The 25,089-nt window shown below is 38.7% G+C and carries 19 protein-coding genes; 15 read left to right on the top strand and 4 right to left on the bottom strand.

Annotated elements, in window-relative coordinates; genetic code table 11:
* Positions 1-53: 53 nt before the first annotated feature.
* The 4 genes from ACY2RU_RS14275 to ACY2RU_RS14260 all read left to right on the top strand — a co-directional run bounded on the left by ACY2RU_RS14275 (position 54) and on the right by ACY2RU_RS14260 (position 13,089).
* Positions 54-9,725: a T9SS type B sorting domain-containing protein gene (locus ACY2RU_RS14275; RefSeq protein WP_490139153.1), complete on the top strand. Its 9,672-nt coding sequence runs from the start codon at positions 54-56 to the stop codon at positions 9,723-9,725.
* A 41-nt stretch (positions 9,726-9,766) separates the two neighbouring features.
* Positions 9,767-10,753: a PorP/SprF family type IX secretion system membrane protein gene (locus tag ACY2RU_RS14270; protein ID WP_490139152.1), complete on the top strand. Its 987-nt coding sequence runs from the start codon at positions 9,767-9,769 to the stop codon at positions 10,751-10,753.
* Between the two features lie 131 nt (positions 10,754-10,884).
* Positions 10,885-12,309, top strand: a complete 1,425-nt coding sequence (locus ACY2RU_RS14265) for an L-serine ammonia-lyase (protein ID WP_490139151.1) — start codon at positions 10,885-10,887, stop codon at positions 12,307-12,309.
* A 267-nt stretch (positions 12,310-12,576) separates the two neighbouring features.
* Positions 12,577-13,089 (top strand): hypothetical protein, encoded by a 513-nt coding sequence (locus ACY2RU_RS14260; protein ID WP_490139150.1) that lies wholly within the window; start codon positions 12,577-12,579, stop codon positions 13,087-13,089.
* On the opposite strand, the gene ACY2RU_RS14255 is transcribed toward ACY2RU_RS14260, so the two are convergent.
* Positions 13,090-13,548, bottom strand: coding sequence for a nuclear transport factor 2 family protein (locus ACY2RU_RS14255; RefSeq protein WP_490139149.1), 459 nt, complete (start codon positions 13,546-13,548; stop codon positions 13,090-13,092).
* A gap of 64 nt (positions 13,549-13,612) precedes the next feature.
* Here ACY2RU_RS14255 and panB point away from each other — a divergent pair, with 64 nt between their 5' ends.
* Both panB and ACY2RU_RS14245 read left to right on the top strand, forming a co-directional pair.
* Positions 13,613-14,431: a 3-methyl-2-oxobutanoate hydroxymethyltransferase gene (panB, locus tag ACY2RU_RS14250; RefSeq protein WP_490139148.1), complete on the top strand. Its 819-nt coding sequence runs from the start codon at positions 13,613-13,615 to the stop codon at positions 14,429-14,431.
* Positions 14,432-14,437: 6 nt separating this feature from the next.
* The gene (locus ACY2RU_RS14245; RefSeq protein ID WP_490139147.1) at positions 14,438-15,124 is read left to right on the top strand and encodes an RluA family pseudouridine synthase; all 687 of its coding nucleotides are present in this window, start codon (positions 14,438-14,440) and stop codon (positions 15,122-15,124) included.
* On the opposite strand, the gene ACY2RU_RS14240 is transcribed toward ACY2RU_RS14245, so the two are convergent.
* From ACY2RU_RS14240 to ACY2RU_RS14230, 3 genes are all read right to left on the bottom strand, one after another.
* Positions 15,121-15,774, bottom strand: coding sequence for a response regulator (locus ACY2RU_RS14240; RefSeq protein WP_490139146.1), 654 nt, complete (start codon positions 15,772-15,774; stop codon positions 15,121-15,123). The genes ACY2RU_RS14245 and ACY2RU_RS14240 overlap by 4 nt on opposite strands.
* Positions 15,752-16,543 (bottom strand): sensor histidine kinase, encoded by a 792-nt coding sequence (locus ACY2RU_RS14235; RefSeq protein ID WP_490139145.1) that lies wholly within the window; start codon positions 16,541-16,543, stop codon positions 15,752-15,754. Before ACY2RU_RS14235 ends, ACY2RU_RS14240 begins: the two co-directional genes overlap by 23 nt.
* Positions 16,544-17,235: 692 nt before the next feature.
* Positions 17,236-17,589: a hypothetical protein gene (locus ACY2RU_RS14230; RefSeq protein WP_490139144.1), complete on the bottom strand. Its 354-nt coding sequence runs from the start codon at positions 17,587-17,589 to the stop codon at positions 17,236-17,238.
* A 257-nt stretch (positions 17,590-17,846) separates the two neighbouring features.
* On the opposite strand from ACY2RU_RS14230, the gene ACY2RU_RS14225 reads away from it, so the two are divergent.
* The 9 genes from ACY2RU_RS14225 to ACY2RU_RS14185 are packed head-to-tail and all read left to right on the top strand — an operon-like array spanning position 17,847 to position 25,089.
* A complete protein-coding gene (locus ACY2RU_RS14225; RefSeq protein WP_490139143.1) occupies positions 17,847-18,440 on the top strand; it encodes a Pvc16 family protein in 594 nt (197 codons plus the stop codon).
* Complete coding sequence (locus ACY2RU_RS14220) at positions 18,437-19,291, top strand: hypothetical protein (RefSeq protein ID WP_490139142.1); 855 nt, start codon at positions 18,437-18,439, stop codon at positions 19,289-19,291. The genes ACY2RU_RS14225 and ACY2RU_RS14220 overlap by 4 nt, the downstream gene beginning before the upstream one ends.
* Before the next feature lie 18 nt (positions 19,292-19,309).
* On the top strand, positions 19,310-21,265 hold the full coding sequence (locus tag ACY2RU_RS14215) for a phage tail sheath family protein (RefSeq protein ID WP_490139141.1): 1,956 nt from the start codon (positions 19,310-19,312) through the stop codon (positions 21,263-21,265).
* A 49-nt stretch (positions 21,266-21,314) separates the two neighbouring features.
* Positions 21,315-21,752 carry a phage tail protein gene (locus tag ACY2RU_RS14210; protein WP_490139140.1) on the top strand — a complete coding sequence of 146 codons (438 nt, stop codon included), beginning with the start codon at positions 21,315-21,317 and terminating at the stop codon, positions 21,750-21,752.
* Positions 21,752-22,192 carry a phage tail protein gene (locus ACY2RU_RS14205; protein WP_490139139.1) on the top strand — a complete coding sequence of 147 codons (441 nt, stop codon included), beginning with the start codon at positions 21,752-21,754 and terminating at the stop codon, positions 22,190-22,192. Before ACY2RU_RS14210 ends, ACY2RU_RS14205 begins: the two co-directional genes overlap by 1 nt.
* Positions 22,192-22,353 (top strand): DUF5908 family protein, encoded by a 162-nt coding sequence (locus ACY2RU_RS14200; RefSeq protein WP_490139138.1) that lies wholly within the window; start codon positions 22,192-22,194, stop codon positions 22,351-22,353. The genes ACY2RU_RS14205 and ACY2RU_RS14200 overlap by 1 nt, the downstream gene beginning before the upstream one ends.
* Positions 22,354-23,043, top strand: coding sequence for a CIS tube protein (locus tag ACY2RU_RS14195; RefSeq protein ID WP_490139137.1), 690 nt, complete (start codon positions 22,354-22,356; stop codon positions 23,041-23,043).
* The gene (gene vgrG / locus ACY2RU_RS14190) at positions 23,043-24,788 is read left to right on the top strand and encodes a type VI secretion system tip protein VgrG (RefSeq protein ID WP_490139136.1); all 1,746 of its coding nucleotides are present in this window, start codon (positions 23,043-23,045) and stop codon (positions 24,786-24,788) included. The genes ACY2RU_RS14195 and vgrG overlap by 1 nt, the downstream gene beginning before the upstream one ends.
* Positions 24,789-24,798: 10 nt before the next feature.
* Positions 24,799-25,089, top strand: coding sequence for a PAAR domain-containing protein (locus tag ACY2RU_RS14185; RefSeq protein ID WP_490139135.1), 291 nt, complete (start codon positions 24,799-24,801; stop codon positions 25,087-25,089).

Genomic DNA, 25,089 nt, shown 5'->3' with positions numbered 1-25,089 from the left:
CCGCCTCCTACTGAAACGATTCTGGGAGTAGATAGAATCAAAACAAACCAACTATGAGCACACCTACTTACTCAAGAATATTCGTTATTCTTACCGCCATCCTTTTAGGCGTACAATCTTACGCCCAAAATTATACTCCCTTTACTCCTCGATTTGATCAAGATCTTAAAGGTGATATTGTTCTTATTGGGAATAATATTCTGGGACCCGACAACAACCCTTTCAATGATAACAATGTGTACAACCACAATGTGGATATGCAATATATCGATATTGACGGTGATCCCACTACCTTTAGCTCTTCTAGCGCAGATCTAGTGATTCCAAACCCAAATTGTTATGAAATACGCTATGCGGGTTTATATTGGGGAGCTGTAACTGGTGGTGCCGAACCCATTACCGATGTTAAATTCAAAGGCCCCTCCGGTGGCTATATCGATATCACCGGAACATTGATTTTCGATGCTAACGGCACATCAGTTGATGGAGGAGATAGTTTTCCTTATGCTTGTTATGCCGATGTTACATCAATAGTCACAAACTATGCGAATGATTTAGGAACTTATACTGTTGCTAATGTCTCTAGCGCCCTGGGTGAAACTAGTACTTTTGACCCCTACAACGGTACTGGATATTCTTCTGGTTGGTCCCTTTTAGTTGTTTACGAAGACCCCACGCTGCCCGGTAAGTCTATCACCAGTTTTGATGGTTTTAGTGCTATTAGTGTTCCCGGTGGAAATCCAAATGTAGATATCCCCATTTCTGGGTTTAGAACTGTTCCCGCCCCAGCACCTGTACGAGCTAATTTTGCCTTTGCTACCTTAGAAGGTGACAAACCGATCCTTGGTGATCGATTGAGAATTAACGGATCGAGTCTTTCTGCTCTAGACCGTCCGGTTGCCAATTTCTTTAATAGTTCAGTAACCCAACTCGACGCATTACCAGTAAATAACAGAAACCCAAACAGCACAAATACACTTGGATTTGACACAGGTGTAATGGTTGTACCCAACCCAGGTAACGGGGTAATCGCTAATGATGCCACCTCGGCAACTGTTCGGTTAGAAACTAGTGGTGATACCTATTTTCCATACTTTTTTGCCTTTGCTGTCGAAATTATAGAACCTGATATCGTCCTCACAAAAATTGTTGAAGATGAATTTGGAAATAATATAGGAAATCAAACCGTAAACCTCGGGCAAGATCTGAATTATGTTATTGGCTTTCAAAACGTAGGAAATGATAATGCAACAAACTTTACAATTAGAGATATTCTACCTATAAATATTATTTTCGACTACCCTACCGATTTGGTACTACCCACAGGTGTTACGGTAGCGAGTTACGATCCAGTAACTCGTGAATTAGTGTTTGCTATTGAAAATTATTTAGTTGAAGAAAACGACCCTGCTTACGAGATCCGAATTGAGGTTCAAGTAGTAGATTCGTGTCAACAATTAGCAGATGCTTGCTCAAATATTATTAACAACCAAGCCTTTGCAACTTATCAAGGTACACTTAACCCTAACTTCCTTATTACAGATGACCCAAGTTATAGTTCAAATACCGGTTGTTTAATTTCTCCGCAGGCGACTAACTTTTTAGCAGATCTTGATGACTGTGTATTTGCACAAGAAGAGATTTTATGCGGAAATAGTCTAGTGCTCACTGCAGCGAACGGATACGATTCTTACTCTTGGTCTACGAGTCCAACGGGAACTCCAGTCATAGGCACAACGCAATCAATTACTGTAACAGCCACTGGCACGTATTATTCTTTTAATACAGCTAGCGCCCCTTGTCAATCGATAGTTCAAGAATTTAATGTAACACTTTTCGGTGGGTCCATTCCCAATCCAGTAATCCCCTACGCCGATGAAGTTGTAACCTGTCCGAATGACGGCAAATTATTACCTAATATATTCTTATGTGGAATCGAAGATTTCAGAGAGATCTTAACTGATATTGCCGGTGCTACAACCATTATTTGGGAAAAACTTGATGAAACTAGCTGTCCTCCCGTAGCAAATTCAGACTGTGCTAATGAAAACAATTCGTGTAGTTGGGATCAGGTTGGCACGGGCGCAAATTATACCGCAAATACTGCTGGACAATATAGATTGACCATCAATTACGACGGAGGTTGTTTCAATCAATTCTATTTCAATGTTTATCAAAACCTTTTGGATCCTACGGTTACAGTGACAGATATTATTTGTACAACCCCAGGAAGTATAACGGTTGGTAATGTTCCTAATGGCTATGAGTACAGTATAGACGGTGTAAATTATCAGGCAAGTAATGTGTTTTCAATTAACACTCCTGGCTTATATACTGTTTACGTAAGACAAATTGGTGTTCCTTCAAGCGCTTGCGTATTCACCGTTCCAGACGTATTAGTTAGAGCACGTGATTTTACAGTTTCAACCATCATCAATCAACCCTTTTGTAATGGAGATCTAGGTAGTATTTACTTAGCCGCTAACGATGTAGAACCACAATATTTCTTTTCTCTCTATTTAGGTGGAACCTTAGTCAATAGTGTTGGTCCTATAATCGAAAATAACTATGCTTTTGAAAACTTAAACCCAGGAACTTATACCGCTATTGTTGAAACAGAAGATGGGTGTACTAATACGCAGGAAATTATTCTCATCGATCCCCCAGTTTTAACGGTGACCGCAGCAATAACCATCCCATTAACCTGTACAGACGGAGAAATAACAGTATACCCCTTAGGAGGTACAGCCCCCTATTTTTATTTTGTGAATGGAAGTTCTGTTTTTCAAACCGTACCTGAAATTGTAGTTCCAACTGCTGGAGTTTATGACATTCTTGTAATTGATTCCAACAACTGTAGTGCAATGACAAGTATTACTATTGAAGCTACCCTCCCACCAGAATTCTCAGTGATCACTACTGATATTTTATGCGCTAGTTCCGGTAACACGGGTACAATAACCATCGACGTAACCAACCCCAACGGAAATAGTCTGGAATACAGTATTAACGGCGGACTGTCGTATTCTAATTCACCCTTTTTTACAGGGCTAGCCGCAGGGTCTTATAATGTTGTTGTGCAATATACGAATGGTCCCTCGGTCTGCTCAACAGACATTCAAGTAGCTACCATTAATTCCGCAACGGCTATCTCAGGCGATTTAGAATTAATTGCTCCCTATACATGTACTTCAAATGGTACAATAATGGTTACGAACGTCATTGGAGGTACACCTCCGTATATGTATAGTATTGATGGAGTTAACTATCAGGCAAGTCCGACTTTCTCAAACTTAACTCCAGGTACATATACTGCAACTATTAAAGATGCAAACGATTGTACCTTCGTCACAAATGAAATTACCATACCACCATTAGACCCACCAACAGATTTAATGTTTGATAACACACCTTTAACCTGCCCTACTAACTTGGTTACTGTCACTATCACAGGTACAACAGGAGGAGTTGCTCCTTTGGAATATCAAATTATCGCTCCTGCAGCCGCAGCGACTCCATATCAAGCTTCAAACATTTTTGCTGGATTAGCACCCGATATCTATACCTTTCAGGTAAAGGATGCAAATGATTGTATTTATAGCGAATCTTATGCAATTGTTCCATTGCCTCCTATCGATATCTTTGGTGAGGTTTTAAACAATGTTACTTGTGTTGGCACAGCAGATGGATCTGCTCAATTTACAGTGTCAGGCACCAGCTCTTTTGAATATAGTATTAACGGAAATCCTCCAGTACCCGGGACATCCCCAGTCATTTTAACCGGACTAGCAGCTGGCAACTACACCATTGTTGTAACAGATTTAGTAACCAATTGTGAAGCTACAGATACGGTAACAATTGATGAACCTATTAACCCTTTGGTTATTACCGTCGAAACCTCACCTATTACCTGTATCACAGATGGTAGTGTTATCATAAATGCTTCTGGAGGTTGGGGTGGATATCTGTATACACTAACACTTCCGGATACAACAACCCTACCAACGCAATCATCAAATATATTTAATAATTTAACTCAAGGAGGCAGCTATACAATTGCTGTAGAGGATGCTAACGGATGTATTGAAACCGAAACCTTTACCTTAACAATCCCTAACCCTCCGGTTGCTAATATTAGTACAACTTCAGACATCTGTTTTGACGCTAATGGTGCCACAATAGAAGTTGACGTTACCTCAGGGGAAGCCCCATTTGAATTCAGTATAAATGGAGGACCTTTTCAAATGAGTAATATCTTTTCAAATTTAACTCCAGGAAGTTATACAATAACTGTTAGAGATGCTTTTGGTTGTGAAACAACACTGCCTGCCGAAATTATAGCTCCTCAATTATTAGTAAATGCATTATTAACTAAGGGCTTAGATTGCACGGCTTCACCAGATGCGATCATTTCAGGAGATATTACCGGGGGAACTACCCCATATACGTATGCCGTTTCCATTGATGGAGGTGCTTTCAGTCCCTTGGGAGCTACTGGCCCATCATTCATATATACAACATCAACAGCGGGAACCTATCAGTTTCAAATTACTGACGCAAGCGGATGTGACGCCACCTCACCCATTATTACTGTGAATCCTATTTCTCCTCCAGGAATAGCCTTTGTCACACAAACTCAACCAATTTTGTGTAATGGTGATTCAAACGCAGCCATTGACATATCTATTGATCCCACCATGGGAACCCCTCCTTTTCTCATCAACGTCTATAATGAAACTACGGCTACTGACTATGGTACTCAGACCTCGGGCTTACCTGCGGGAGTTTATACAATAACTGTTACCGATGCGAATTCCTGTACAGCAACAGAGACCATAATAATTGATCAGCCAGATCCTATAATTGTTGACTATGACACAATTGACATTTCTTGTAGTCCTGGTGGAATTTCAACTGGCTCTATCATTATCAATAGCGTTATTGGTGGTACACCGCCTTACAATTATTTTGTAACGGGTTCTAATGGATATGCCAACTCCGAATATAATGCTACTGGATCAACTTCGGTAAGTTTTGATGTGGTAGATTTTGGTTTATACGAAATCAATATTATTGACTCGAATGGTTGTTCTGTTCTTTTCCAAGATATATTGATAGCATCCCCTCCAGATGATCTGGATATCCTTGTGGATAGCTCGGTAGATTGCTTAACTGGTGGTCAAGTTATTGTTGAAGTAGTCTCACCATTAGGGAGTACGGGACCATTTTGGTTTGCCATTTATCAAGGCCCAATGACCGTTTATCCAAACCCACCTGGCGCTTGGATTCCGGAAGATTCTCCTGGAAGTCAGACAGCTACATTTACCGGCTTAACTCCAGGTATCATCTACACATTTGTTGTCTATGACGAATCAAATAACTGTAGTTATTATGAGCCCGCTACAACACCTATTCCTACCAACTCGACATTAACAGCAACTGCCGTTAGTTCAGATAATATAACATGTACTGGTAGTGCAGATGGAGATGTTTCCTTTACAGTCAATAGCACATATGCTGCAGCGGTAGATGTAAACTTTGAAATTTTTGATTCTTTAACACTCATCACCACTGGCGTCTCTGGTACCGGATCAGTTCCTGCTGGAGGCTCACTTACAGTTTCAGACCTCGGTCCTTTAGCTTTTGGCACCTACTTCGTGTTAATCGAAGAAACTTCAGGTTCTAACACAGGATGTGGAATCACAACAGCGCCTTTTGCAATTACTGAATCGGCAATTTTATTGAGCTTGACCGCTTCCGTAGATCAAAATGCAAACTGTAATCCAAATTCAGGAGTGGTTAGCGCCATTGCTCAAAATGGAACGGCGCCTTACTTATATCAAATAACCACAATACCAGGACCGCCTCTTGCTACAGATCCTTTTTGGGCTTCAGCAAGTACATTTAATGTTGCCGCAGGAAATTACTACGTTCACGCATTAGATGCATATGGTTGTATTGTTTCTAGCCCTGTTCAGGTTGTTCCTATGGACGCATCACCCGAAATAGCTGCCACAGTAACAAATCAATGTAATATTGCTCAAGGTGATTTTGAAATAGATGTCACACTAGTAACTCCGGGAACACCGCCTTATAGCATTAGTATAGATGGCGGCTCATTTCAGACACAAACCATTCCGTTTACAATTTCAAACCTATCTTCAGGAACACATACAATTGAAGTAAACGATGCTCATGGATGTGGTAATCTTGTCACTGTTGAAATTGAACCACCATTGGGTTTAACCCCCGCTGTAACTGCTTTACCAAGTTGTGACGATGACGATGGAGAAATCACCGTAACGGCCACAGGTGGATCTTCCAACTACGCTTATTCGATTAGTCCAAATCCACCGTCAATAATATTGACTGGAAATGTCTTTTCTGGTGTCCCTTCAGGAACCTATATAGTTACTGTCACAGACACTATAACCATGTGTTCAGAAGATGTTTCAGTTACCTTAGATAGTGCAATTCCGGTAACATTTACTACGGAAGTAACCGAGCCAAGTTGTAACGGTGATAGCAATGGTAGTATAACGGTAAATTTATCACCAGGAAATAACAATCCTGTGTACACATATGAAATCACAGCACCTATTGTAATACCCGCTCAAAATAGTAACATTTTTACGGGCCTAGCCGCTGGAACATATAGTGTCCTTGTTACATCAGGAAGAGGTTGTATTGCCACTGAAGACGTAGTTATTGATGAACCTACCCCTCTAACAGTAACAGCAGATGCAGTTCCTTTTTCTTGTAATCCAGATGGTAGCGTAACTACGTCCGTTATTACAATTAATGCAGCTGGAGGTACTTTAGCTTACTCTTACAGTATTGACGGAACTAACTATTTTACAACTAATGTTTTTGAAGTTGCTGATACTGGCGCATCTCAAAACATAACAGTTTACGTGAAGGACGCTAATAATTGTATTGCCACAGATACTATTATTATAGATCCATTACCTACAATTACAGCGACTGCCTTTACCATCGCAACACCTATTGATTGTAATGAAACAGGCTCTGTAGCTATTAATGTAACTGGTGGTTCAGGTAACTTTACATACCAAATGCTGCCCAATGGGCTCCCACAAGCCTCAAATGTATTTGATATACCAGGTCCTGGCACTTATTACTTTCAAGTCAATGATACCGATACCGACTGTTACTTTCTAACTCTACCGTTGGTTGTTGAGCCATTTGATGAAATTGATGCGCTTTTAACCGTGACTCAGGTTAATGATTGTTACGGTGATTCAAATGGCGAATTAGAGCTTACTATAAATGGATATACTGGAGCGTATACCTATCAATTATTAGATGGAACAGGTACACCTATAGGAGGGCCCGTAAACGCAAACACTTCAACAAATCCGCAATCTATAATTGGACTTCCATCTGGAAACTATTCTGTTGTAATTGTGGAAACCGAAACTCCGTTTTGTACGACTGATTCTAATGTAGTAACTATTGGAACCCCTCCCACGCCTCTGGCACTAGAAACCTATGAAACCACTAGCGTAACATGTACGAATAATCAGGGTACTATAACAGCGATAGCCAATGGCGGAACGAGCCCATATGAATATGAGTTAACGGGAGATGCTTCCGTTCCTTATTCATCGAACGACACTTTTACAGATCTAAGTGCGGGAACCTATATCGTGAATACGAGAGATGCAAATGGTTGTATTGCAAGTGACACCATTGTTCTTATGGAACCAGACCCAATTAGTGCCACCTTTGTTCCGAATACAACTCTATTGTCATGCTTTGGAGATCAGGATGCAACAATTACGGTTTTAAATGTGACTGGTGGTCAAACCAATAACTATAGTTACACCCTAAATATTATTTCACCAATATCGGCTAGTTCAGGCCCGCAAGCATCAAATGTGTTTGAAGGATTGGGCGCAGGTGTATATTCTGTAACGATTTCAGATGCTTATGAATGTACATTGACATCATTGCCAATTCCCATCTCTCAACCGGATCCAATAGTATCTAATTTATTCACAGAAACCACGCAAACCTGTGAGATTGATGCGGCACTGACGTTAAGCGCTACGGGCGGAACAGGGATTTACGAGTATAGTGATAATGAAAACTTTGTTCCAGTTTTAGGAACATTTGTTTCAGAAATCACATTTACAGTTACACCCGGCGTTTATGACTACTATGTTAGAGATGTCAACGGGTGTATTTCAAATGTATCTAATGAGATCACTATAGACCCGCTACCAGAATTAGAGATTGTTTTAGAATCGATAAACCCACATATTAATTGTGCAGGTGATAATACTGGAGTTATTATGGCAACGGCTCAGGGAGGCCTCGGAGATTATGTATATACTCTATTAGATACGATGGGGACTACAATTCCAGCCGACCAAAACAGTCCTGGAGTATTTACAGGATTAACAGTAGGTACTTATGTTGTTCACGTTGAAAGTGGTGATTGTTTAGCCACTTCAGAAGAAATAAGTATTACAGAACCAGATACAGCTTTAGAAGTTACATATGACGTAACTGATCTTATTTGCCATGGAGAAGATAACGGTAGATTAGAAATTTTTGCTACTGGAGGAACTGGTATAATTCTCTATGCTATTTCACCCAACTTAGATCAATTTTTTGACACAAACGTCTTTGAGAATCTCCCTCCTGGGATGTACGATGTAATTGTACAAGATGAACTAGGTTGTTATGAAACTTTCGACTTTGAAATCGTTGAATCACCCCCAGTGCTAATCGAAATAATACCCGATTCTATCGTACCCGTGATTTGTGATGGTGACGGCGATGGTTCCTTCAAGATAGAAATTGACGGCGGAGTGCTTCCATATAGTGTCAGTTTAGATGACTATAATGGCGATTACATCGTTGGTGATATTGATCAAACCGAATTTGAATTCACTAATCTAGATGGAGGAAGCCACACAGTTTATGTACGTGATAGTTTAGGATGTGAGTCTGAATGGAAAATTGCATTTCCCGAATCCGTATTATTAAATCCAATGGCTGAGGTTGAGTATGTATGCGTTGAAAATGTTACAACCAACCGTATTGTAGTAACAGTAGATGACAGTGTAGATCCTTCGCAACTAACCTATTCTCTTAATGGCGGTCCTTTCCAAACAAGTAATGTGTTTGAGAACTTACCCCCTAGTACAGATAACTATATAGTTGTAAGACATACAAATGGTTGTGAGCAAATGACCAACTTCTTTGATATAGATACATTCATTCCTTTAGCTCTCGAATTAATAAATGGCGACCTAAATGAAATTGTGGCTAAAGCAACTGGAGGAACCGGAGACTATCAATTTACCTTAAACGGTGTAGATTTTGGAACTACCAATACGTTTCTTATTTCTGAATCTGGTGCTTATACGGTTATCGTAACGGATAGTAGTGGCTGTACAGCGGTAGCGTCTTTATTATTTGATTATATCGAAATATGTATTCCAAATTATTTTACACCAAATGATGATGGTGTAACAGACGAATGGGCTCCTGGATGTGCCGATAACTATCCTAACCTAATGTTCTCCATTTACGATCGTTATGGCCGCCGAGTAGCAATGTTACGGGCAGGTGAGAAATGGGATGGAAAGTATAACAATACCGAGCTTCCTACAGGAGACTACTGGTATGTTGTTAAACTCGATTCATCGAATAACCGTGATTTCGTAGGTCATTTTACTCTTTACAGGTAATATAATCTACGTCATATTTAATCACAATTAAATGCATTCTTATGAAAAATATACTAAAATACCTGCTAATATTATTTATAGCCCAGAGTTATGCTCAAGAACTCAATTTACCAGTATTTACTCAGTATTTGGCAGATAATGATTTTGTGGTATCTCCTACTTTTGCAGGAATTGGCGACAATTTTAGAATTAGAGCTAATGGATTAACTCAATGGGTTGGTATAAAAAATGCACCCCAAAATCAAGCCGTATATTTAGATATTAGAATGGCAAATCGTTCTGGTGTTGGTGTTTCTGCATATAACGATAGAAATGGAAACACACGTCAACAAGGTTTTAAGGTTTCATATGCTCATCATTTAGTTTTAGATTATAAGAACAGCCAATATTTGTCTTTTGGTTTATCGTACAATCTCAACAGTTTTAGACTTGATATTGAAAATTTTAATTCAACCTATGACATTCCTGTAGTAGATCCAAATATTGTAGATGACAGAAAAACTATAAATAACAACTTTGATGTTGGCGCACTCTATAGAATAAATAAATTTTGGCTAAGTTTTAATGCAAACAATATCCTGCCGAAAAAACTAGATTCTTTTGACGTCATTGAACCAACTTCGCTATTAAATTTACAGTTTTACTCGGGTTATGTATTTAAAAATAAAAGTCATTCTGTTGTAGAGCCCTCGGCTTTCGTTCAGGTGTTCGCTAGTGATGGCAGATCAAGTACAGATCTAAATATTAAATATAGAAAATACAACGGAAGTAATGATTTTTACTGGATAGGCGGTTCCTATCGTTTTTTAAACGACCAAGTCATGGTACCTTTAAATATTGGTCCGATGGTAGGTTTTAAAAAATCAGTCTTCTACTTCTCTTATGCCTATCAAATCACGGTTAATGATCTTTCAGGATACAACTCTGGTACACATGCCATTACCATAGGATTTGATCTTCTGCAGGAGCTAAGCGATTGCCCGTGTACCGAAGGGAAATACGATCCTGGCAACAGACTTTGGCAATAGTTATCCCATCTATATGAGTTTTTTAATGTAAAGTTACCCTTCACCACATTTGCTAGTAAATAGCGATAATATTTTTTAAAAAGCGAAATCTGAGTAAATAGTCTGCTATATTTACTTCCAGAAATTAACGTATGGAAAGTATTAGTGTTTTTGATATGCTCAAAATTGGTGTTGGCCCTTCAAGCTCACACACCTTAGGTCCGTGGAGAGCGGCCAGTAGATGGATAAACGAACTTAAAAAGAAAGGAGTCTTTCAAGATATTTCAGAAGTTTCAGTCGACTTATACGGATCCCTATCTCTTACGGGGAAAGGACATGCCACCGATATTGCGACTATGTTAGGGCTTTTAGGCACTGACCCCGTTACCTTTCCCATTGAAAATATTCAAGACGAAGTAGACAAGATTATCTCCGAAGGAAGAATTGTTCTCAACGGCGAACTTGCTGTCCCCTTTATTCCGAAGGAAAACATAAAATTTAATAGAAAATTCTTAGAGTTTCATCCAAACGGCATCACTTTTCGAGCGTTATTAAAAAACGAAAAAAAGATCTCTGGTACTTACTACTCTATTGGTGGTGGGTTTGTTGTTCAAAAAGAACGAAAACGAGCAAAGAAAAAACTTGAAAAATTTTCCCACTTTCCTTTTCCTACTGAAAAAGGCGTTGATCTTCTCTTACATTGCGCTTCTGAAAAAAAAGCCATAAGTGAAATTGTTTTAGAGAACGAAAAATCATTACGCTCTGAAACCGAAATCAACGAACAAATACAAGCTATTTGGAATGTGATGTTAGAATCAATGTATGTGGGTTGCCACACCGAAGGTATACTCCCAGGAGGTCTTAATGTTCGAAGAAGAGCCTTCAGCACCCATAAAACTCTCATAGGTGAAACAAAATATACAAATCCAGTAGAATGGATCGCTGCAATCCGAAATACCGAAGTAAAATTTAGACAGATCCTTAAATGGGTTTCTTGTTTTGCGCTTGCGGTTAATGAGGTAAATGCTTCTTTAGGGCGTGTTGTCACCGCGCCAACAAATGGAAGCGCCGGCGTAATTCCTGCCGTTCTTATGTATTATTTAGTCATTGAAAATCACGATGGAAATTTTGAAGATATAAAGAAGTTCTTACTGGTTAGTGGCGAAATTGGCAGTTTGTTTAAAAAAGGAGCAACAATTTCAGCAGCTATGGGAGGGTGTCAAGCCGAAATTGGTGTATCATCAGCCATGGCAGCCGGTGCATTAACCGAGCTTATGGGCGGAACTCCAGAACAGGCCTTAATGGCGAGCGAAATTGCCATGGAACATCACCTAGGACTAACCTGCGATCCTATTGCTGGTTTGGTGCAAATTCCTTGTATCGAGCGTAATGCAATGGGCGCTTTAAAGGCTATAAATGCCTGTGAAATGGCTCTTGACGGCGACCCTAGTTTGGCAAAGGTGCCATTTGATAAAGTGATTGCCACAATGTGGGAAACCGCCAAAGATATGACTAGTAAGTACAAAGAAACGAGCGAAGGAGGACTGGCTGTGCAAGTCAACATAAGTGATTGTTAATGACTGTAATCTTTAATCATGTCTAATTCTTAACTACCTCTCCTAGACAATCAATAGGAACTCATTCTAACATATCGCATATTAATAGGCTTCTAAGCTTATGAAAAGTAATTACACATACAAAAGATCTTATTCTTAGTATATTCTCACAAAAAAATTGAATTCATTAATAAAAACTCTGTGTTTTGAACTCAACCATAGAATAATATTAAAAACCGAACGTTATTTAGATGACCTCACCTACTATCTCACTATTTAACCTACGTTATGAAGAAATCAATTCTTTTATTCATACTGTTTTGTACCTCTTTAACCGTATCTGCGCAAGAAGACGTGTCAATCGATGGAAGATTAAAACCTTTGTTGGATGACTTTTTTAATCTGTGTAAAGCCTATGATATCGATTATCACGATAATCTTTTCAAACTAAAGAAGATCGCCATCGTAGATACGCTCCAAACTGATCCACATGGCTCCACACTAGGAATGTTGCAGCGCAACAATGCTGGTGAAGTAGAAAATATTGTCGTGAATTGGATGGCTACGATCGATCAGGAAATTTTAAGGGTTGTTGCCTTTCACGAATTCGGACATTACTTTTTGGGCTATAGCAAGCATGTTTGTGATGACTGCGGTGTAATCATGTCGAAACTAAATTCAAGTTATTTCGAAATTGCTAATGACTGGGAAAACCAACTAAAAATTCTTTTTGAAAATGCACCCGCATACCAAAAGAAAAAGAACGAAATTTTAAATCCTATCGCTTATCCTCAAAACTAACTAGTCTTCACACGAATTTCGTCTTCTAGAATCAATGATATAATTAATTTTCCAACCCTCTACCGTACGCACTAAAGTAAAGGAATTAGCTCCACAATGAGATAATTCACCATTCAAGGAAAAAGAATACGGGGTCCAAACACTTGCTAAATTTCCATCTTCTTGAACCACATATTCATGAATAGTTTCTTCCCATACCACATTTTCAGGGCGCTTTGCAATTGCCACTAAAAAGTCGTTTGCTATCATAGTATTGACCTTATACTCGCCTTTTCCAGTAGTAATAGCACTTTGCATTTTCATGTCGGGCATCATAACGGTACGCATCACAGTGGTATCTCCTTTATGAAATCCATCAAAAAATATTTCAATTGTGCGTTGTGGACTTATTTCTGAAATGTCCTGAGAAAAACAGGCTAAGGTGATTCCGAAGAATAGTAAAGTGAATAGTGTTCTCATAGCTTTAATTTTAATACAATTCATCTTCAAATTTAGTACTTTTGCAACTTATACTCATAATTATATGTCGGTAGCTAAAAAAGAATACAAACGCATCACCACGAAGACCTTGGTGGATATGAAGAAAAAAGGCGAAAAAATATCCATGCTTACAGCCTATGACTATACCATGGCTAAAATTGTGGACAACGCCGGAATTGATGTGATTTTGGTTGGCGATTCTGCTTCCAATGTCATGGCTGGTCACGAAACAACGCTGCCTATCACTCTAGATCAAATGATCTACCACGCAGCATCCGTTATTCGCGCTATCGAAAGAAGTTTGGTCGTGGTTGATTTACCCTTCGGAAGTTATCAAAGTGATCCGAAAGAGGCTTTGAGATCAGCTATACGGATCATGAAAGAGAGCGGCGGACATGCAGTCAAACTTGAAGGCGGAAAAGAAATTAAAGAATCAATCAAACGTATTCTTAATGCCGGAATTCCTGTAATGGGGCACTTAGGTTTGACGCCTCAATCTATCTATAAATTTGGTACCTACACGGTCCGCGCAAAAGAGGAAGAAGAAGCGCAAAAGCTTATTGAAGATGCGCATTTACTCGAAAGAACAGGTTGTTTTGCTATTGTATTGGAGAAAGTTCCCGCATCTTTAGCGAAACGTGTTGCCGAAGCACTAACGATCCCCATTATAGGCATTGGTGCCGGGAATGGCGTTGATGGTCAGGTATTGGTTACACATGATATGCTTGGTATGACGCACGAATTTAATCCGCGTTTCTTGCGACGTTATTTAGACATGTTTTCTGAAATGACAACTGCTTTTAAACAGTATAGCACAGACGTTAAGAGTGGCGATTTTCCTAACGATAAAGAACAATACTAAAACAACTTGCATTCTACTTCAAAAAACCTTCATGTTTTATACGAAGACAATCATCTTGTGATCGTCAATAAGCGTCCTGGCGATATCGTACAAGGTGATAAAACAGGCGACATGCCCTTGTCTGAAGTTGTTAAGGAATATATTGCAGAAAAGTACAACAAGCCAGGGGCTGTTTATTTAGGCGTTGTACATCGTTTAGACAGACCTACAAGTGGCGTTGTTTTATTCGCAAAAACATCAAAAGCACTGGCTCGCCTTAATAAAATGTTTGTTGATAGAGAAACAAAAAAAACGTATTGGGCCATCGTAAAAGAGCAACCGCCAAAAGCATCAGATCAATTGATTCACTTCTTAAAACGAAATCCAAAACAAAACAAATCGTATGCCCATATAAAAGAAGTTCCTGATTCAAAAAAAGGTATTCTAAATTACAAAATAGTTAAGAGCTTAGATAGATATTTTCAGTTGGAGATTGTTTTAGAAACAGGCCGTCATCATCAAATTAGAGCACAGCTTGCAGCATTGGGCTGTCCTATAAAAGGAGATTTAAAATATGGTTCTGATCGAAGTAATAAAGATGGTAGTATCCATCTGCACGCGCGCTCCTTATCATTTATTCATCCCGTTAAAAAGGAAGAGATCACAGTAATGGCTCCTCCTCCAAATGATCCAATTTGGAACGCTTGTAGCTAAATATTGGTAAAGTCGTTTTTTAAGGCGTAAATCACCAAACCAACTCTGTTTTTTATGTGTAGCCTATTAAAAAGCTCTTGTCGATAACCGTCGATTGTCTTCGGACTTAAATTCATTAGCTCAGCTATCTCTTTATACGTTAGCTCACTACACGCTAATTGCATAAATTTTATTTCGTTTTCTTTAAAATCAGGGATGCGCTTTTGCGACTTCGGATGTAAAGAGTCTAAAAGTGCAGCTGCCACTTTATCTGAATGATAATAACCTTTTGTAATAAGTTCATCTAGTGCCTCCTTGAGTACATCTGGATGAATATCTTTCAACAAATAGCCTTTTGCTCCATTCCGAAGCATTTTAATTATGGCCGTTTCATCATCTTCCATCGTTAATGCTAGCACTTTGACATCTGGATGGTTTTCATGAAGCCATGCTGCGGTTTCATAACCATCCATTACAGGCATGTTTATATCTAAAAGGATTATATCTGGATGAGGTTCACCCGATTCAAATTTTGTTTGAAGATCTCTGCCATTTTTGGCATGATAACTAACTGAAAACCCGCTATAGGTATTAATTAATTTTTCTAATGATCCTGCGAAAAGTGAGTGATCATCAACAATAGCAATGTTATGATTGCCTGTTTTTGTCATAATTGAGGTTATATTCGATTTGCAATTTAGTTCCCTTACCTACTTCAGAAGAAATTTCATATTTCGCTCCAATTAAGCTTGCCCTACTTTTCATAGTTTCCATTCCAGAATTTCCATGACACGTGTTCGTGTCAAAACCTATTCCATCATCAGCCACATTAATTATCAATTTATCTGATTGGTAATCTAAAAGTACGAATAAATTATTGGCTTTCGCATGTTTAATGACATTCGAGAAAAATTCCTGAAGAATTCTAAAAATTATGATCTCATGATCACTAGGGAGGTCAATTTCATTGCCCAAAACTTCAAGATCTGACTTCAAAAACTGAAGTCTATTAAAACGCTCACTTTCAACCTGAAGCGATGTTATGAGCCCGTTCTTTTGGATAACATCGTGATTCAACGTCTTAGATAACATACGTACTTCGGCTACAGTTTGTGACACCGTACTCTTAGTATCAATTAACTGATCTCCAAATTCTTTAGGAGCCTGCTGCATCATAATATTAAGTTGCATGTTTACAACAGAAAGTAACTGACCAATATTATCATGAAGCTCCCAGGCAATATTTCGCAGGGTTTGCTCTTGGATCTCAAGTTTAGAAGTCTCGATCTCTCGCTCAAATCGTTGCTGTGCTTCAATACGTTCTAGTAAGAACTTATTTTTCCGTCTCTGAAAAGCCACGACAAAAACTACCGTAAATATCACGAAACCTAAAAAAACAGCCGCTACGTAAACTAATAAAGCGATTTCTTCCTTCGACATACTATAAAGCCTAAAATATAAATGGAATAAACAAAGAGATTAATAATACGTATGGCAAATGTATACGTATTAGCAAAATCAAGGTTCTCATCAGCACTAAAATAATTACTATAAATAAAAAATGGAGTTAAACAAATATGCAAAATTATCGTACCAACGGTAACATAGAAAGGTAGTAGTTTACCGATCCTTAAAACTTCATCACTTCGAAGCAATTGATAATAATACAAACCTATTGTAGGCAGCAGCACTAATACACCCGATACAAATGTAAATGATGAAATAGCCGTGAAAAACACGTCTGAAGTTAACAAATTAACTACCGAGGTCGTAATAAATAATATTAAAAACCAATTGATTATTTTGCGTTGCAAATTATCTGTCAATTGCATTTTTACGTAGGTTACGTATACCATGAAATTGATTAAGGTATAAATATTAGATTCCCATAAGTTTTTTTTCAAAAACCGTTCCTTTTGTAAAGCTAAGAATCTCTGGCTTCAGAAAATATGACACGGCTGCGTAACAACCGAATAATTCATGCGCTAACGTGAACCACAAAAATATGACAAGCAATTTTGCACTTTTATCTCTTGGGTTTGATCTTACATAAATAGTCCCAAAAATTGCAGCAAATAATTCAATGAGTAATATTGGGACTACACCCCATAAAAAATCGGAGAACAGCACAATTAATAATTACGAGGAGGCCAACCACTAGATCCCCAATTAAAAGGATCAATATCATAGTTATTATCAGAGTTGATTTCGCTTGATTTTGTAGGCGCTAAAAAGGCAGTTGCTAATTTAGATTTATCATCATTGTAGGCAGCAAAATAAATTCGAATCCCTGGCTCCTTAATTCCTTGTTTTGTTGAGAGGTCCTTTACATAAGCTAAATATTCTTCCAATTCAGCAACACTGTATAAAACTTCACGTTGATCTGGTCCCTGAGCACGCTCAATTTCTACGGCCCTTGTGGTTACCCAATTGTTTTGAAGCTCTCTCGCTTTTTCTTCTGAAATACACTTTTTAGGTTTAGACATATTTTTCAATTTAATTTGGATTAGACTTCTAAAATAGAAAAATCTCTTGGGCTTTAAACTGTCTTTCTTTAAAAACAGGAAAAACCCTATTTATTAAATATGGTTTTTCCTTTATTCTAACTAATAAATAACCGTTAAAACACACAGCAAAAAACATATCCAATTCAGGCAAAATACTCTTGTACAGCACTTTATATTAATTTAGATTTGACTTCCTCCTACCTAATTCCTCAGTTGCATAAATCTACATACTAACTATGATTTACGAGACGCTGGAAATAATAATTGATCAAATTACCAAGTATTTGGACACTAAAGTGTCTGATGACAGTACGCTCGTATTAGAAAACATAGCTAGATTAGAAGATCCTCTTACTGATAAGCTTAAAGATAAAGTTGTGGTTTCCGTTCTTAATTTAGAAGAAGAAGTAACACTTAAGAATATTCCAAATACCCATTTCAAAAATGGAAAGACGGTTTACAAAAATCGTCCCGTAAATCTAAATCTTTTTGTGCTATTCGCTGCTAACAGAACCTCTTATGATAAGGCCTTGATCTCCATTTCTAATATAATCGAGTTCTTTCAATCAAAGAAGGTCTTTAACCAAAGTAATTCTCCTTTTGTCCCTACTAGCTCGCTATTTGACGATCTAAAAGAATTCAAATTTATGGTCGAATTATATACACCAACCTTCGAACAACTCAATTATATCTGGGGAACCCTTGGTGGAAAATCAGTTCCGAGTGTTCTTTATAAGATTAGTATCGTACAAATTGAAGCAGATCTCATACGAGATGCCGGAAAGCCTATTACTCAAATCGCAGCTACTCTTAAAGATACCAACTCATGAGTTTTTCTATAACATATCATCCTCTTTGTAGCTTTCAATGCTATCATAACTATTTCTTAGATGATGGCGAAACCGTATTTGATGACCCGCTGTTCCCAGATCTTAAGGAAGAACAAATAGCTAAGTACAATATTGACTCATTTATTAAAATTGTACCTACCCAAGAAACAGCCAAAATACTACATGGACAAAAAATTGTCTTTAGAAAGACCAATACGGGCTTCGCGATCTTTATTTATGCTGTAGACACTGCTACACCGGGTAAATTCAGTCCGTTTATCAAACTAGATCAAGATCAACAGTTACAATTCTTGATCTATATCACCGATCCCCTCTTTGAAAATTATTCAACTATTGGTGCCAACCCTAGCCTGCCTTATTACTTTTCTAATAACCGCCTTTTTTCTGAAGCAAATGATTTTCCGTTGATTGCTTCGGAAGGAGAAACACAGCAACCAATTGCTTCGTATCAAATAACTGAGGATTCTTACGAGCATATTTCCGAAGAATTTTCCTTTAAAGAAAAAGAGCAATTATTTGGTGTCATTTCATTAAATATAAAATCTCTTGACCCAACTAAAAGTCTTTTAGACACCAATGGAGATACACTAGTACCTCCGCCACAATTTAAAATTCAATTTAAAAACAGAGAAACCTTTTGGCAGTATTTAGACGCCAAAGATGGTAGCTTTTTACATAAAACACCAACCGCTAAACCTCTGGTAAAAAATGGAGTGATCCCGTATACATTCGACGGTAAACGTCGGCCTTCGGCAGCACCAAACCGTCTGCTTTTTGTAAAAGACGGCAACGGAACAATTATAGAAACGATTTCAGAAATATTCATTTAAAATTAAACCTTAAAAATTATGGCAACTACGTACAAAACGCCTGGTGTTTACGTCGAGGAGATATCAAAATTTCCTCCTTCGGTCGCACAGGTAGCAACAGCAATCCCAGCATTTGTGGGATACACGCAAATGGCAAAAAAGAACACCGACGGTGATTTGAAAAACAAAGCGTTTGAAATTACATCGCTTTTGGAATATGAAATGCATTACGGTGCAGGGGCTCCTATCAATATCAACAGTGTAAAACTCGACGAGAACAATGCAGTCAAAGAATCTGACCTAAATGCTCAGTTTTATATGTATGATAGTCTGCGTATGTTCTTTAATAATGGTGGCGGAAAATGTTATATCGTTTCCATTGGTTCCTATAACGAAGCAGTTGCCGATACAAATTTTACAACAGGTATCGATGTTCTTAAAAAAGTAGATGAACCCACATTACTTCTTTTTCCGGATGCGCCACTTCTTGATGACGATATCTACGGTGTGCAAACACATGCACTTCAGCAATGTGCCGACCTGCAAGATCGCTTTTGTATTTTAGACTTGCTAGAGTCGAAATCATCCGATTCAAATTTCGATTGGGATGCAGGTATTGATGAATTCAGACAAAACATTGGCATCAACAACCTAAAATATGGAGCTGCCTATACGCCTTGGTTAGAAACTAATCTCCCAATTAACATTCGTTTTCGAGATGTACAATCTAAATTAGTGCGTGGGGGAAATCCTGTTGGATTAGCAGCACTTACCGACTCCGCAGAAATAATTGGAATTCTTAATAATTTGGGTGATGTGGTTGGTGACGTAGATACCGTTCAAAGTGATATCGATACGTTACGAGGCGCCAGCACGAATCTAAAAGCCCGCTACGCAACACTGGCAGATACATTTAGAGACACAAACAATGTAACAAATTATAAGGCGCTCTACACCTTTATTTATGATATTATTGATGATGTCGATTCTTGGGCTGGTGCAACACCGCTAAACCAAGCAGACGCACTTGCTGCTGTGCAAACGATCATAACAGATTCGCTGCTTCCAACCATGACAACCATGGTTCAATACGATATGGGAGCCGACACCTCCATGGCATCTAGTTTTAAACTCTATAATGCAGCATTAGATCCTGCAGAAGCTGTCGAATGGGGAACCATCTTTACAGATCCAAATGGTCTTGTTGCTGACACAAGTATTTTTACAGGAACCGATGATGCTGCCCGCCGACTTAATTCATTAAATGCTATCAGCACCGTATTTGAGCAAGTAAATGCCGCAATTACTGAGATTCAAAAGACCTTGGCTACAGCCGAAAATACTTTTGAAACTAGTTTGTACAACACACATACTGTATACAAAAGTATTATAGACACTTTAGAAGATTCTATGACTGAACTACCTCCATCTGGAGCAATGGCAGGCATTTATGCCCGTACCGATAGAACTCGTGGTGTATGGAAAGCTCCTGCAAATACTTCTGTTAATAATGCTCTAGGAGTTACAAACCTGATCGATAAAGATGAGCAGGAAGATCTAAACGTAGATGTGGTGGCAGGAAAATCAATCAATGCAATTCGCCCCTTTACCGGAAAAGGAATATTAGTATGGGGTGCAAGAACCTTAGCTGGAAACGATAATGAATGGCGCTATGTGCCAGTTCGACGGTTCTTTATTATGGCTGAAGAGTCCATTGAAAAAGCAATCGAACCTTTCGTTTTTGAACCGAATGACGCCAACACTTGGGTACGTGTTAGAAGTATGATCGAAAACTTCCTGATCCTTCAATGGCGTGCAGGTGCTTTAGCAGGTGCTAAACCAGATCAGGCTTTTTATGTACGTGTTGGACTTGGAGAAACCATGACAGCAGATGATATACTTAATGGGATCATGAATGTTGAGATAGGAATGGCGGTAGTACGCCCTGCAGAATTCATTGTTCTTAAATTCTCTCACAAAATGCAGGAATCATAGAATTTTATAAAATTATTTAAACTGAAATATTCACTTAAAATATAATAAAATGGCAGAAACATATCCATTAGTAAAGTTTCACTTCTCAGTCGATTGGGGAGGAACAAATATAGGTTTTACCGAAGTCTCAGGTCTCGATGTAGAAACCGAATTGATAGAATACCGTCACGGTGCAAGTCCAGAATACAGCAAAATAAAGATGCCTGGCATGCAAAAGTTTAGCAATATTACACTAAAACGTGGTTCATTTAAAAATGATAACGAGTATTACCAATGGTGGAATACCGTAAAACTCAACACGATTGAACGCCGTGATATCACTATAAAACTTTTAAATGAGGAACACGAACCTGTCATAACCTGGAAGGTTAAAAATGCGTTCCCAGTAAAAGTTCAATCAACAGATCTAAAAGGAGATGGTAATGAAACCGCCATTGAATCTATTGAACTTGCACACGAAGGTCTTATCATACAAAATGGTGATTAATGGAAACTTATTACCCACCAGTTAGTTTTCATTTTAAGGTTGAATTCAATGGAATTTCTACACAAGAAATCGATATACAATTTCAATCGGTTGCCGGCTTGTCGGTCGATATAGAAACCGAAGAGTTTGCTGAAGGTGGAGAAAACAGGTTTAAGCATAAATTTCCAGTGCGAACCAAGTATCCTAATCTGGTGCTTAAACGTGGTTTAGTTACCGATTCAGGCCTTATTGACTGGTGTAAAGATGCTATTGAGAGTTTTCAATTTTCACCCATCGATCTTACAGTTAAACTGCTGAATGAAAAGCATGAACCACTAATGACATGGAATGTGGTTCATGCCTATCCTGTAAAGTGGAATGTAGCAGATCTTAACGCTGAAGAAAACAAACTGGCCATTGAAACCATAGAATTAGCCTATAACTATTTTACACTTGTATAATGCCGATCGAAATAAACGAATTACACATTAAAATAAATGTGAATGATGCTGCACAGAGCAATGCTTCAGCCGATAAAAAATCAGGTGGAAAGGATCAAGACCTGCTACAATCTTGTATTGATCAAGTGATGAATATTCAGGAACGCAAAAATGAACGATAAATGAACACTGGCGAACTTAAAAAATTAAAGATCACCGGCTACAAAGACGATAAGTTTAGTAAGCCCGCAGGTTCGGGAGAGTTTAGTTCGCTGCTGAATCCTGAAAAGTATCAGTTTAAATACAAAGTTGAATATACCGAAGCACAAGGCCAAGGAACAAGCGCTTCTCAACCCAAATTTGTACGTACACCACCCGAAGATCTAGAATTAGAATTCCTATTTGATAGAACGGGTGTGATCAACGGCCAAAACAATGCTACAGGCGACGGAATTATTGAGGATATTGAGACGTTTAAAAAAATTGTCTTCGATTATAGTGGCGATGAACATAAACCCAACTACGTTAAAATTGGATGGGGAACACTCTTGTTTAAAGGAACCTTGGCAGAAATGTCAATTGAATTTAAGCTTTTCGGATCAGATGGAACTCCCTTACGAGCGGTTGCTAAAACTAAGTTTAAAGGATCTGTTGAAGATGACCTTCGTGTAGCCAAAGAGAACAACAACTCGCCAGATCTAACACACATTAGAACCGTTAAGGAAGGAGACACCCTTCCCCTAATGACATTCAATATTTACGGTGATTCAAAATATTACTTGCAAGTAGCGGAAGCGAATGAGCTTACCAATTTCAGAAAGTTAAGCACCGGACAAAAAATTAAATTTCCACCCATAGAAAAACGAACCTAATGGATAATAGCCGAACCATAAATACCTCGCAAAGTGCAGACCTTGTTAGCTATACCATTTTGATCGAAGGTAGCGAGATCTCTGAAACATACCAGCTTAAAAGCATTTCCGTAGAAAAAGAAATCAATCGTATTGCTTTCGCCCAGCTCGTTTTCTTTGATGGTGAAGCAGCAAAGCAGGATTTCAGTCTGAGTAATGAAGATTTACTTATTCCAGGAAAGAACATAGAAATTAAAGCAGGATATCACAATGACGAAGAAACCATTTTTAAAGGAATAATAATTAAACACTCGTTAAAAATAAAAGACACCAGCTCTGTTCTTATCGTCGAATGTAGAGATAAAGCCGTTAAAATGACGGTTGGAAGAAAAAGTGCTTACTTCTATGACAGCACTGATAGCGACATAATAGAAGAACTTATAGGTGCCTCTGGTCTTGAAAATGACATCGAAGCAACTTCGCTTCAGCATAAAGAAATGGTACAATATCAAGCATCAGATTGGGACTTTATTATGACCCGTGCACAGGCGAATGGTCTTATTACCATAGTCAACAACGGAAAAGTAACGGTTAAGAAACCAGACTTTAGTCAGGAGCCCATCGAGACAGTTGCATTTGGAGCCACCTTACTGAATTTTGATGCCGAAATAGACGCTCGAAATCAGTTTTCAACCATTACGAGCTATGGATGGAATCCGGCAGATCAGGAAGTGGTTGAAGCCGAAGCAGTAGATCCTTCGGTTAGTTTAAACGGAAACATGACTGTAAGTGAACTGGCTGAGGTCATTGACCTAGATAATCTGAAATTAAAGCATGGCGGCAATACCATAAGTACTTCGTTGCAAGCATGGAGTGATGCAAAAGCACTATTTCAGCAAATGTCAAAAACACGCGGAACAGTTAAATTTCAGGGTATTCCGGAGGTACTTCCAGGAACTATGCTTCTGCTGGAAGGGGTTGGAGATCGTTTTAGTGGAAAGATTTATATCAGTGCTGTGCGTCACAGTCTGTCAGATGGAAACTGGACCGTAGATGCGCAATTTGGCATCAATCCAACATGGTTTAGTGAAACTTATGAGATATCTCAAATGCCCGCAGCTGGTCTTCTACCAGCAATTAACGGACTCCATATCGGGATCGTAACACAGCTTGAAGAAGATCCAGATGGAGAAGATCGTATTCATGTAAAAATTCCCATCATCAACAACGAAGAACAAGGTATTTGGGCACGCGTAGCCAGTTTAGATGCAGGTGAAAATCGCGGCGCATTTTTTAGACCAGAAATTGAAGATGAAGTGATCGTTGGGTTTATTGATGACGACCCTAACCAAGCGGTGGTTCTAGGAATGCTTCACAGTAGTGCCAAACCTGCACCTATTGTAGCTACAGATGATAATCATGAAAAAGGATTTATAACGAGAAGTGAGATAAAACTACTTTTCGACGATGATAAGATCTCAGTAAAAATTGAAACACCGGGCGGAAAGATATTTACCCTAGATGACGATGCTGGTGTCATAACCATTGAAGATGAAAACAACAACCTCGTCACTTTAAATAGTGATGGTATCTCGCTAGAAAGCGGAAAGGATATCGTTCTCAAAGCTTCAGGTGATATAAATATGGAAGGAACCAATATCAATATCGCAGCAAATGCTCAGTTCAAAGCCGAAGGTAGCGCAGGTGCAGAAGTATCAACTAGCGCCGTCGCAGTTCTTAAAGGATCATTGGTTCAAATTAATTAAAAAAAATACAATGCCACCAGCAGCCAGAATAACAGATATGCACGTTTGCCCAATGATCAATCCTAATGGGAGTCCGCATGTTGGCGGCCCCATTCTTCCCGCTGGCGAACCAACGGTTCTAATTGGAGGTATGCCAGCAGCACGTGTAGGTGACATGGCAACTTGCGCCGGACCGCCAGACACTATTGCTATGGGCTCAACTACTGTACTGATAGGTGGAATGCCAGCAGCGCGTATGGGAGATAGTACAGCCCATGGTGGAAGTATTGTACTTGGAGAATTTACAGTTTTAATAGGTTAA

The organism is Ulvibacter sp. 2305UL32-6, from assembly GCF_058148545.1.
The sequence above is the reverse complement of the archived record's forward strand: the minus strand, read 5'-3'. Positions and strand labels throughout refer to the sequence as shown.